The following is an 11,731-nucleotide window of genomic DNA, read 5'->3' on the forward strand; positions in this document are numbered from 1 at the left end:
TGCGGCCCGAGAGCGGACGCCTCGCCCGGCTCGGCGTCTGAGAGAACAGCGGCGCCCAGTCACGCCCGCCTGTCTGGGCGCGGAGTAGCAGGCGGGTGAGCTCGCCTTTCCCGACGAGGTCGGCCATCCCTGGCGTACAGGCGCCCGCGGGCTCCGTACCGGCCGCCGTCCTCGACGTCCGGCCGGTGCGCGATGGGGCCCGGCCACGCCGGCGCGAGGGTCTCCAAGGTGAGGGCGGGAGCGGCGGCGCCACCCCCACCGGTCGGCCGGCGCTTCGGCGGCGACAGCGCCGCCGGGATCACGCCGCGGCACGCTCGCGCTGGAACGTGCGCACGCCGGCCACCGCGAGCGGGAGGAACAGCATGCTGAACACGCCGCCCACCACGTACGTCAGGTGGATCGGGATGAACATCATCGCGACGAAAGCGCCTAGATAGACGGCGGTCTGCCACCAGCCGGCGACACCGGCGCGGGCGAGCCCGGCGCTCAGCGCCAGCAGGCCCACGAAGGCGAACATCTCGGTGCCGCTCCACAGGGGCATGAACGCCGACCAGTCCACGGTGTCCGAGATCCGCCCTGCGATGTCCATCGGGAGCTGCTGGCCGATGACCATCCGCCACCAGTCGTCGCGCACGGCGCCGGAGACGTTCAGCAGCCCGAGCGCGGCGGCCAGCGCACCGAACATGGTCAGCCACCGCCCCTTTCGACCGCGTATGAGCCCAGGCACGACCATCGCGCCCAGCGCGCCGACGATCAGGCCATAGTGCAGGAGGATCGCCGACAGCTCCGTCAGGACACTGTCGCGGGCAAGCGAGGTGACGTAGTCGACCGTCGAGTCGGAGCTCTGCGGCGGGCAGGTCATCATGCCGGCGAACATGAGCAGGGGGCCGGCGATCAGGGCGCAGCCGCCGACGCGACGCAGGAACCGGCCGGCTTGATCGGCGGTTTCGGGGACCACGTCCGTGGTGGCCGTCGCGGTGTGGGCAGGGGCGGTCATGTCGTACCTCCGGGGTTGCGTGTCGTTGGCGAAAGAACTCTCCCGCCGGGACACCGGGCGGCGCGTCAGCCGTTGCGTACCGTGATCGCTCCACGCTTCGACGGACCGGCTCTCCCGTGGGTCAACCGTTCGAGGGACCCGGTACGCGGCGGCGGTCCGCCATTTGGCGGACTCGGCGGGCACCGGGCATGGTTACCATCGGTGGCCATGACGATGACCAGGCTGAAGGACCCCCGCCTCGTCCCGCTGGTGTTCGGACCGCTGATCGGCATTCTGTCCGTCCTGGAGACGAACCTCGACGACTTCTTCGGCGCCAGTTCCGCGGCCATCTCGGTCTCGGGGATCGTCTTGGGCGTCGGCGTGGTGGTGGCGACCTGGTACCCGCTCGTCGGTGCGGTCGTCGCGGCCGCCTGCTTCCCTGTCGGCGTGGTGGCGTTCGACGCGCCGGGTGCCGGCGGCGCGGCGATGATCGGTCTCATCGGGGCGGTCGCCTGGGCCGGATGGCGGGAGCCGCCGCGGCGTTCGGCCGTCGCGCTGTGCGTCGCGGCTGTGTCCTTCGCGGGCACGTCGGTCCTCGGCGGCGAGTCGTTGTGGGAGCTGTTCTTCGTGCCGGCGATCCTGCTGCCGGGTTGGTACATGGGGCTGCTCGCGCAGCGCAGCGGCGAACGGGCGGTGAAGCTGGCCGAACTGGCCGCGGCGCTCGACGCCGAACGGGAGGCGAACGCCCAAACCGCGGTCGCGCAGGAGCGCACGCGCATCGCGCGGGAGGTGCACGACGCCGTCGCGCACTCGGTCAGCGTGATGACCCTGCAACTGGGCGGCTTGCGCCGACTGCTCGCCAACCGCCCCGCCGAGCAGGAGATCGTGGCCGGGCTGGAGCGGCTCGGGCGGCAGACGGTGGAGGAGATGCGCGGCCTGGTCGGCATCCTGCGCGAGCGTGTCGACGGCGAGCGGCCGACGCCCGTACCGTCGCTGGCCCGGGTCGACGAGCTGATCTCCGACGTCCGCGCCGCCGGTCTGGTGGTACACCTGGACTCCCCGGCCGACCTGCCGCGGCTGCCGCCGGTACTGGACCTCACCGCCTATCGCGTGCTGCAGGAAGCGCTGACGAACGTGCTGCGGCACGCCGGGGCGGCTCCGACCGCGGTCGTCATCGGGTACACCGAGCAGGCGCTGACCCTGGAGGTGTGCAACGAACCGGGACCGGTGGCGCGCGAATCGGCTGGAGCACCCGCGAAGCGCGGCGGCCACGGGCTGGTCGGCATGCGCGAACGGCTGGCGATGGTGCACGGCAGCCTGCATGCCGCGCCCGAACCGGACGGTGGCTTCGCCGTCCGGGCCCGATTCCCGCTCCCCCGAACACGGTAGGAATAATGATGCGACACGGATGAATCCGGGGATTCCCGTTCTCGCGGGTCGGATCTTCCTGCTTGACAGGCGACTGCCACCGCACACCCGTCCTACGTGGCCTCGACAGGCTTCACCTCCCGTCGGCCCGGCGGTAGGCCCGGGCCGGCCGGCCTGGTCATCACCAGCCCATCCGAACAGCTGAACCACGCCAAGAGAGGGGTTGCCGTCATGCGGAACAGCACTGCTCGGTTCTTGAAGGCCCTCCCGTGCTCCCGATTCCGCTTCAGGTCTGAAGCACGGGAGCTCCTCGGGAGTCACCGATGACCATCTCGGTGGCGCTCGTCGACGACGAGGCGATGATCCGGGTAGGCCTGCGGATGGTGCTCAGCGGCGAGCCGGACATCGAGGTCGTCGGCGAGGCGTCCGACGGCGTCGAGGCTCTCGGCCTCGTCGCGCGTACCCGCCCCGACGTCGTGCTGATCGACGTACGCATGCCGCGCATGGACGGCTTGGAGGCATCGCGGCAGCTCGTACGGGAGCACCCGCAAAGCAAGGTCATCGTGCTGACCACGTTCGACGAGGACGAGCACGTCGCGGCCGCACTGCGCGCCGGTGTCAGCGGCTTCCTGCTGAAGGTGGCCCCGCCCGAGGATCTGATCGAGGCGGTGCGGACGGTCGCGGCCGGCGGCGGCCTGCTGGACCCGGCGGTCACCCTCCGGGTGATCGCGGCGTTCGCCGGGCAGCCGGACCCGACCCGTGTGACGAGCCGGGCGGCCGAGCTGGAGTCGCTCACCGGCAGGGAGACCGACGTGCTGAAGCTGCTGGCGCAGGGACTGACGAACACCCAGATCGCCGCCCGGCTCTACCTGGGCGAGGCGACCGTCAAAACGCACCTGTCCCGGATCCTGATGAAGCTGAACGTGACCACCCGTGTCCAAGCGGTCGTCTTCGCCTACGAGAGCGGGCTCGTCCGCCCTGGGACCGGTTGATCGGCCCGCGCCTCCACCGTGGGCGAGTCATGGTCGCGCCGCCTTGACCACGCGAGGACGGCCCGCATCCCATCGGGCGCGGGCCGTCAACGACTGATCGGTGCGCGGAGCACGGCCGGGCCGCCGGGTACGGTGCTCAGGCCGAGCGCGACCGCCTCGTCACCCTGCACGGCCGCCGACAGCTCCATGGTCAGGCCCATGCCCCTCGCGGTGAAGCTCCCCGCAGGGATCCGGCTGCCGTCGCGGTGCTCCAGCCAGACGAGGTAGCGCTGGCCGGTGGTCAGGCCGCTGACCGACAGGTCCACGGCCGTGCCCCACTGGCGGGCGTCCAGCTGGGCGGAGACCCGCATGCCGCCCGATCCGTACGTCACCATCGGCCTGTCCGTGCCGGACAGCCCGGCAAGCAGCGCCACGCCCGCGATCGCGGCCGCCGCCAGGCCTCCGGCCCAGGCCAGCCTGCGCAGGCGCCTGCGCGCGTGCCGGGCGCCGACGGCGGTCAGCACGCTCTCGCGCAGCCAGGGCGGCGGCGCGGGCGGCAGGGACACGCGGTCGGGGTCGGCGTGGCCGAGCGCGCCGGCCACCGCGCGCAACCCGTCCAGCTCGGCCCGGCAGCCGGGGCAGCCGTCGGCGTGTGCGAGCAGCGCGGCGGTCTCGCTCTCCGGCAGGCGGCCGAGCGCGTACATCCCAAGAAGGGGCTGATAGTCACGGCAGCTAATCACCGTCCCACCCCATCTCCTCCATGACCAGGCGGAGCGCCTTGAGCGCGTAGAACACCCTGCTTCGCACCGTACCTGGAGGAATCCGCAGTTCGGCGGCGACCTCGGCGGGCGCCCGGTCACGCAGATGGACCTCCACCAGGATGTGCCGCTGCTCCGGCGACAGGCGCCGCAGCGCCTCCTCGACCTGCATGCCGAGCAGCAGCCCCTCCAGATCGTTGCCCGCCGGCAGATCCTCCCCCTGCTCGGCCGAGGGCTGCGGCCGCACGGACCGCGCCCGCATGAGGTCGATCACCACATTCCTGCAGATCGCGAAGAGCCAGGTGCGCGGGGACGACTGCCGGTGGTCGTAGCGGGCCGCGGTACGCCAGGCGCGGACGAAGGTCTCCTGCACCGCGTCCTCGGCCAGCCCTGTGTCGCCGAGCGACCGCCTGGCGAAGGCGAACAGCTCGCCTCCGTGATCGTCATAGACCGCCCGCAACGTGGCCTCGTCATCCAGCCGCACCTGTCCTCCTCTCGTTCCCTGGGGCATACGGAACGGATCGCTGCGGCGTTCATCCGTTTCACGTGAACGCGACGCGCGGTGGCACCGTACCCCCTCCTGATATCAGCGACATCAGCAACCGACGGAGGAGACGACATGCGTAGAGGTGTTCGGGCGGCGGCGCTCGGGGCGGCACTCTCGGTGACCGCGGTGTCAGCGGTTCCCGCGCTGGCGGGCACGGCGTCAGGGTCCGAGCAGCGCGCCCACGTGCGGATCCAGTCGCCGAGGGCCGACGCGTCGACCGGGGTGGAGGGAGCGGCCTGGACGATGGAGCTGTCCATCCACTACCGCGACGGCCTCAAGGCGGCGGGGTGGAGCGGGCCGCAGGTCACCGGTCCCCAGGGCGGCACCGGCACGTTCGGGCCTGGCAAGGACGACAAGCTGCCCGGCGTGGTCGTCCTGCTTTCCACCACGACGGGCTTCTCCGGGCCTGGTACCAACCTGGCGAACCTGTTCAACGTCACAGGGGTGGCCCAGCGGGACCAGAGCGGGGCCAGGATCTGGGACTCCTGGCTGGTCGGCAAGGCGCTGTTCGGCAAGGACGTCGACAGCGTGGTAACCGTCGCGGTTGTGAAGGACCTCGACGGCAACGGCGTGCTCGACGACGCCCCTGACGTGGTCAAGGACGTCACGGGCGACGGCCGGGTCGACGCCCGTGACCTGCGGGAGCTGGGCGTGGCGTCGAACGTCGCCGTGCTGCCGTTCCACATCAGCGGCGCGGCCGCCTGACCGGCTCGCCACCGGACCGGCCGGCCACGAGGTGACACCGGCCACACCGGATGGCGTGTAGGCCCGCGCCTGCGGGGACGGAAGTCCCCGGGGCGCGGGACCTCGGTCGATGTCCGGACATCCCGCTTCCGGGCTGCGCTGGGGTACCTCCAGGTGGTCGGGGAGCCCATGATCGTCGGCACACTGGTCGGCGCCCTCATTAGCGGATCGAGCCCGGTCGGGGTTGAAGAACGCCACGTTTCAGCGGAACGGCGAGCTCGACGTCGTCGACATCCGCGTCAACCTCGATCCACCGGGGTTCCGAACGTGGCGAACTCGTTCGTGACCACGTTGTAGGTGATGGAGTGTCGCTCGGCGATGACGGTCCGCCGGGCGATCTGGTCCATCCGACCGGTGCCTGGGCGGCCCAGCAGGCACCTACACCGTTTCGACCGTGAATACGCCAACCGGCTCCCCAACGACTGGAAAGTACCCGGCGTCTACCTGCTCCTCGACCGGCCCGACGCCGTTGGCCACTGGGGCGTCTATGCCGCAAAGGCCACCTCGCCGACTGGGCCGGGTGCTACCTGAGGTAGCCGTGCCCTCTGTCGCCGGCAGGCGAGCTCCTCCTCAGCCGGTGGCAGGACGGCGGCTTGCGCAGGCGGTGGCAGCCGTCGATGATCAGCACGGCCGCCAAACCACGGGTCGACCGTATTGGTCGAGTTCAGGCGCAGGGTTCGATCGGCAGGGGCCGGCTATCGGCCACTGGGCCTCTTCGCTGGACTGTCACGGCTTACGGGCTATGCCGCAGACGGCGCTCACGACATTCGTCGGCTCGTCCCAGCGGTCAGGGTCGGGCCGCCATTGCGGCGTCGGCACTACGCCTGGGTCCACCAGGTCGAGGCCGGTGAAAAACGCCGCGATCTGTGCTGGGCTGCGTAGTTGGTAGGTGTTGGCCGCGGTGCGGTTGTAGCTGGCTACAGCCCGGACCAGCGCCGGGTTGGTGTTGGTGCCGTCGCTCAGCGCGAGATAGCTGCCCGACGGCAGGCGTTCCAGCAGCTGGTCGATGATGGCCGCGGGGTTGTCGTCATCGGTGATCTGGCCGGCGATGCTGAGCATCATCACGGCGACGGGTCGGGTGAAGTCGAGAGTCTTGGCAGCTCCGTTGAGGATCACGTCGGGGTAGCGGACGTCGGCATCGATGTAGTCGGTGACGCCGGGCTCCGCGCTGGTGAGTAGCGCGCGAGCATGCACCAGGACAATGGGGTCGTTGTCCACGTACACGACGCGGGTCTCGGGTGCGATGCGCTGGGCGACCTCATGGGTGTTGTTGGCTGTGGGCAAACCGGTGCCGATGTCCAGGAACTGTCGCACTCCCGCCTCGCTCACCAGGTACTGCACAGCGCGCATGAGGAATTCACGCTGGAGCCGGGCAACCATCGCGAAGTCGGGGAACAGCCGCAGCAGGGTCTCGCCGACCTCGCGATCAACGGCGTAGTGATCCTTTCCACCCAGCAGGAAGTCCCACACCCGGGCGGAGTGCGGGATGGTCGTGTCCACGCGCTCCCATGCCGCCTGCGCGGCAGAGCTCTCGTCGCTCATGTCAATCCTTGAAGATGGAGGGTTTCCGACCGTACAACGCAGCTACCGGGCTGACCATTCTTGGGGCCCGGCGAGGCGAACAGGCCAGCGTAGGCGCACTCAAGATCTGCAACCAGCAATCCGGCCGCACCCGAAAACAGAGGGGTGTGGACATCTGGCCGCTGCCGAGGCCCAGCGGTCTCGCTGTGATTCCGCACCGGGTCAGCTGTGCTCCATCCGCGCTCGTCCGCCCCGACATGCTCCGTCAGGGCACGTCACGGCGGGGTACCGAAACCAATCCAGCATGAAACGGAGGGTCACCAACCGGCACGCCGATACACAAAAGGATCTTACTTCTCATCCGACGGCCGCAGGGCCGAATTCTGCAGGGTGCGCTTTGATCACGGCACTGGCCCGCGAGAATGCGCGAGTAGAGCCTCTTCGGAATGAAGTTCCGTCTCGACCGCGCTCGCGCCATGAAGGCCGACCTCCCGACTCCGATCGGGCGCGAGCCCGTCCAGGTGCGCGAGTTCGAGTCACAGCGCCGCCTTGTGGGTGTTCGATCCCGCAGCTTCTATCTGCTCGGCGTTCAGGCGCCTCGCCACGTCGGGGTCGATTCGCCCGTGAGGTGGCGGCTCATGAGGTCGATCATGGCGACGTGGATCATGACTCGGAGCGGGCCGGCAGGGCTTCGTAGTCGCGGGCAAGACGGCGGTGGAACATCAGCCAGCCGCGGGTGCGCTCGACGCCCCAGCGGCTGGGCAGGGCGGCAAACCCCTGGTGGCGGGATCGCGGCGGACGACTTCGACATCGATGCCGAGGGCGGCGGCGCTCTCGATGACCTTGGTGCGGTAAGCGCTGTCGGCCCTGGGCCGCGACGAGCCATGCCTTCGGATCGCGCGGCGGATCGTCCGGCCGGGTGTCCAGCGCCCGGATCAGGGGCTTCCTGCACGGCATCCTCGGCCGACGCGAAGTCTGCTCCGCGCCGGACGAGGAGATCGCGCTTCCACGGCCGCCCTCGGCGACCGGCTCGGCGCACCGATCACCGCGGTTGTGACACCTGGAGGCCTTGGCGCCAGGTGGGATGTGCCGGGTGCCAGCCCAGTTCGCGCTTGGCCTTGGCGTTGGATGCGCCGCGCAGTTCGGTCATGAGCACGACGCCGGCCTGTCCGGCGGCCAGCCGTCCGATGAACCGCGGTACGCGCATCGGCTTCTTGGCGCCCAGCATCGCCGCCAGTTCCGGCAGCCATTCGGCGACCGGGGCGGGGTCGTCATCGACGATGTTGTAGACACCGCGGTCGCCGTTCTCCACGGCTGCGACCGTGGCCTCGGCGGCGTCGGCGATGTGGACGAACGACCACACCCCACCGCCGTCGCCGACGACCGGGAACTTGCGTTTGCGGATCATCTCGAACTGCTCGGAGCCTGGCGCCATGGAGGTGCCGGGTCCGTAGAACGCGCCGTAGCGCAGCACGATCCCTTCGGTCCAGGCGGCGCCCAGCACGGCCTTCTCCAAGTGCTCGATCGCGGCGATCATCGAGGCCATCTGGCTGACCGGTGAGCGATCCAGGGGGTCTTGTTCGGTCTTGACCGGCCCGCCGGTCCGGGTGTAGGTGAACGCGCCGTTGCTCTGGGCGACGAACCGTCGTACTCCTGCGGCGCGTGCGGCCGCGAGCAGGTTGTCGGTGCCCTCGATCCGCAGCCGGTCGGTGGCGGCGAAGCTGCGTTCGAAATGGCGGGTGTCGATGTGCCCGATCGCGGTCAGCTGGTGAACGATCACCTCCGGCGCGGCCTGGCGCACGGCCGCCTCGACCTGGGCGCGATCCAGCGCATCGGCGATGACCGGTACCGCGCCCAGCTGTGATGCCCTGGCCTTGTCCGACTCGCTGCGGATCATGGCGAACACCTCGTGTCCCGCATCGACCAGACGGGGCACCAGTTGCTTGCCCATCGCTCCAGTCGCTCCTGCAACCAGCACTCTCATCGTCAGCTCCTGTCCGGTTCGGATTCGTCATTTGAACCGGATAGCCCGCCGTTTCCTGACAGGAGCCATAGGTGATACACGTCACATCACGAGCAGGGGCTCCCCATGGTCGGCCGCCGCCCATTGCTCGGTCGCGCGTTCGAGCTTGTCGGGGTTTGCCTGGGTACGGCAGGCAGTGATGCCCTCGGCGGTGACCTCGAGGCACATGATGGCGACGACCCGGTCTTCCACGACGGCCACAACGGCGGGTTCGCCATTGGCGGTCCAGGCGTATATCTCGGGCGAGCCGCCGACGATGACGCGCTTGGCCTCGGCGGGCTTGAACATGCCCCACACGAACTTCGCGACCGCGACGGCTCCCTCGAACGCCTTGGTGCGTGCCGGAACCTTCCCACCGCCGTCACCGATGGAGATGGCGTCCTTGGTGAGCAGGCGTACGAGCTCATCGGTCTGGCCACTGGTGGCGGCCGCGAGGAACTCCTCGACGATCCGCTTGGCGGCGGCCTCGTCGATTTCGGTGCGGGCTTTGCCGTACGCGACATGCTTCTTAGCCCGGTGAAAGATCTGCTGGCTGGCGGCCTCGGTGATGTCGAGGATTTCGGCGATCTCCCGGTGCGGGTAGTCGAAGGCCTCCCGCAGCACGTACACCGCCCGTTCGTTGGGGGACAGGCGCTCCATGAGGGTGAGGACCGCGTACGAGACCGCTTCGCGCTGCTCAGCGGTGTCGGCCGGGCCGAGCATCGGGTCCCCGGCGAGCAGTGGCTCGGGAAGCCATCGGCCCACGTAGGTCTCGCGGCGTGCCCGCGCGGAGGCGAGCTGGTTGAGGCACAGGTTGGTGAGTACCTTCGTCAGCCAAGCCTCGGGGACCTCGACGCGGTCGACGTCGGCGGCCTGCCAGCGCAGGAACGTCTCCTGCACGACGTCCTGTGCCTCGTCCGCGGAGCCGAGGAGACGGTAGGCGATGGCCTCCAGACGCGGCCTCGACAGCTCGAACCGGTCGACGTCGTCCACCGTCAAAGGCATGACCTGATCCTATCTCCCGCAGTGCCTCCAGCCGGTCACGGCCCTTCTTGCGGGGATCGAGGCCATCCGCGTACGAAAACGTCGTCGACGCGCTCAGATCAGGCTCCTGCTGATCGAGGAGTCCGGGAGCCAACACGTCAAGAGCATCATCATCCAGCGGGTTCCGACCACGAAGAAACCGGTCAAGACGGCCCTGCGGCTGGATGGAGCTGACGCGGAACGGCTGCTGGAGCTGAGCTCATTCGAAGGGAGAAGTCCAGGGCGTTCGCACCGCGGAGTTCGGCCAGGAGGACCTCGTGCAGCCTGGGCCACACCCCGGCTACGGCCCACTCGGCCAGGCGGCGCCAGCAGGTCATGCCCGAGCCGAAGCCGAGTTCCTGCGGCAGGTGTTCCAGGCGATCCCGGTCTGCAGCACGAACAGGATGCCCTTGACCACCAGCCGGTCCGCATGCCGCTTGCGCCCGGGGTGGCGGGCCCGGCGTTCGACCTTGGGCAACAGCGGATCGATCACTGCCCACAACTCGTCATCGACTTCCCACGGCTTCGGCCGCACCACCTGCACACCTGCTGATCAGCAGTCTGAAGTGATCCAACCACCTCGAAAATCGTTTCGTTAGGAGTTCTAAGAGCTCGCTGGCGGGAAGGACGCGACCTTGGACCGACGCCAGGGGAGCCGGCTCGAATACGACCATATGATCAACGACTCATGCCAGCCCAACCCTGAACTTCGACAGCAGCTCGAACCCGAGCTGCGTGTCGCGGTGCTTGACCCGACCAGATCCTGCCCGGCATGACCAGCGTCCAGTGCCCAACCAGGTCCCCAAGGTTCAACGAGGATCGATTCACAGCCGCAGATCATTACGGCAGTCACAACCCCGACAACAGCCCCAATAACGTGATCAACTATTCAGCTGCTGGCGTCACGGTTCCGACCAACACCCTTGCGAAGCAGGCTCCATCGCGGCGATTGAGCGGATTTGTACGGGCTTTAACCACATGAGCGGTTGAACCCGCCACTTCGCCGAAAGGATTCGAGACATGAGCAAGCACGTACTGGAACCGGAAGCGCAGGAGATCGCGGATGCCACCGCGAACCCGCCCTTCCTCTATGAACTCGGACCTGAGGGCGCCCGCAAGGTACTCGACGATATTCAGTCCGCTCCGATCGACGAGCGCCCCGTCGCCGACGACAAGTGGATCACCGTTCCGGCGGAGGTCGGAGATGTCCGGGTGCGCATCATCAAGCCTGAAGGGACGACCGGCCTCCTGCCGGTGATCCTCTACATCCATGGCGGCGGGTGGATCCTCGGCAACTCGGCCACGCACGACCGGCTTATCCGTGAACTCGCCAACGGCGCGCGTGCGGCCCTGGTCTTCGTCGAATACGACCGCTCCCCGGAGGCGCACTATCCCGTCGCCATCGAGCAGGCGTATGCGACCGCGCAGTGGATCACCAAGAACGGCGCCAGCGAAGGGCTCGACGCCAGCCGCATGGCAGTTGCCGGCGACTCGGTCGGCGGCAACATGACCGCCGCGGTGGCGATCATGGCCAAGCAGCGCGGTGACGTGCGGTTCGTGCATCAGTCGCTCTACTACCCCGTCACCGACGCGGCGCAAGACACCGACAGCTACCGTGAGTTCGCCGACGGGCCGTTCCTCACCGCAAGGGCGATGGCCTGGTTCTGGGACGCGTATATCCCGGGCGATGGAGCACAGCGCAAAGAGATCACTGCGTCACCGCTGCGCGCTTCCCTCGAGGAACTCGAGGGCCTCCCGCCGGCGCTGGTCATCGTCGACCAGAACGACGTCCTCAGGGACGAGGGCGAGGCTTACGCCGCT

At 69.0% G+C, this 11,731-nt stretch carries 10 protein-coding genes and 1 pseudogene; 4 read left to right on the plus strand and 7 right to left on the minus strand.

Annotated features, from left to right (window positions below):
* Positions 1 to 298: 298 nt before the first annotated feature.
* Positions 299 to 997 carry a hypothetical protein gene (locus AC3EO4_RS46580; RefSeq protein WP_431902421.1) on the minus strand — a complete coding sequence of 233 codons (699 nt, stop codon included), beginning with the start codon at positions 995 to 997 and terminating at the stop codon, positions 299 to 301.
* A gap of 207 nt (positions 998 to 1,204) precedes the next feature.
* On the opposite strand from AC3EO4_RS46580, the gene AC3EO4_RS46585 reads away from it, so the two are divergent.
* Both AC3EO4_RS46585 and AC3EO4_RS46590 read left to right on the plus strand, forming a co-directional pair.
* Positions 1,205 to 2,365: a sensor histidine kinase gene (locus AC3EO4_RS46585; RefSeq protein WP_431902424.1), complete on the plus strand. Its 1,161-nt coding sequence runs from the start codon at positions 1,205 to 1,207 to the stop codon at positions 2,363 to 2,365.
* 302 nt (positions 2,366 to 2,667) lie between these two features.
* Positions 2,668 to 3,336, plus strand: coding sequence for a response regulator (locus AC3EO4_RS46590; protein ID WP_431902426.1), 669 nt, complete (start codon positions 2,668 to 2,670; stop codon positions 3,334 to 3,336).
* Between the two features lie 86 nt (positions 3,337 to 3,422).
* On the opposite strand, the gene AC3EO4_RS46595 is transcribed toward AC3EO4_RS46590, so the two are convergent.
* Entirely contained in the window at positions 3,423 to 4,055 is a 633-nt protein-coding gene (locus AC3EO4_RS46595; RefSeq protein ID WP_379575580.1) for an anti-sigma factor family protein, read from the minus strand.
* The gene (locus AC3EO4_RS46600; protein ID WP_431902429.1) at positions 4,048 to 4,557 is read right to left on the minus strand and encodes a sigma-70 family RNA polymerase sigma factor; all 510 of its coding nucleotides are present in this window, start codon (positions 4,555 to 4,557) and stop codon (positions 4,048 to 4,050) included. Before AC3EO4_RS46600 ends, AC3EO4_RS46595 begins: the two co-directional genes overlap by 8 nt.
* A 135-nt stretch (positions 4,558 to 4,692) precedes the next feature.
* On the opposite strand from AC3EO4_RS46600, the gene AC3EO4_RS46605 reads away from it, so the two are divergent.
* A complete protein-coding gene (locus AC3EO4_RS46605; protein WP_379575582.1) occupies positions 4,693 to 5,325 on the plus strand; it encodes a hypothetical protein in 633 nt (210 codons plus the stop codon).
* 765 nt (positions 5,326 to 6,090) lie between these two features.
* Here AC3EO4_RS46605 and AC3EO4_RS46610 read toward each other — a convergent pair.
* From AC3EO4_RS46610 to AC3EO4_RS46625, 4 genes and pseudogenes are all read right to left on the minus strand, one after another.
* The gene (locus AC3EO4_RS46610; RefSeq protein ID WP_431902430.1) at positions 6,091 to 6,906 is read right to left on the minus strand and encodes an SAM-dependent methyltransferase; all 816 of its coding nucleotides are present in this window, start codon (positions 6,904 to 6,906) and stop codon (positions 6,091 to 6,093) included.
* A gap of 1,021 nt (positions 6,907 to 7,927) precedes the next feature.
* On the minus strand, positions 7,928 to 8,869 hold the full coding sequence (locus AC3EO4_RS46615) for an NAD-dependent epimerase/dehydratase family protein (RefSeq protein ID WP_431902433.1): 942 nt from the start codon (positions 8,867 to 8,869) through the stop codon (positions 7,928 to 7,930).
* A gap of 81 nt (positions 8,870 to 8,950) precedes the next feature.
* A complete protein-coding gene (gene sigJ / locus AC3EO4_RS46620) occupies positions 8,951 to 9,892 on the minus strand; it encodes an RNA polymerase sigma factor SigJ (RefSeq protein WP_431902435.1) in 942 nt (313 codons plus the stop codon).
* A 248-nt stretch (positions 9,893 to 10,140) separates the two neighbouring features.
* Positions 10,141 to 10,445 (minus strand): annotated as a pseudogene (locus tag AC3EO4_RS46625) (transposase); the annotation flags it as partial.
* 485 nt (positions 10,446 to 10,930) lie between these two features.
* Here AC3EO4_RS46625 and AC3EO4_RS46630 point away from each other — a divergent pair.
* On the plus strand, positions 10,931 to 11,731 hold an 801-nt coding region (locus AC3EO4_RS46630; RefSeq protein WP_431902437.1), incomplete at its 3' end, for an alpha/beta hydrolase.

Source organism: Nonomuraea sp. bgisy101, assembly GCF_057708945.1.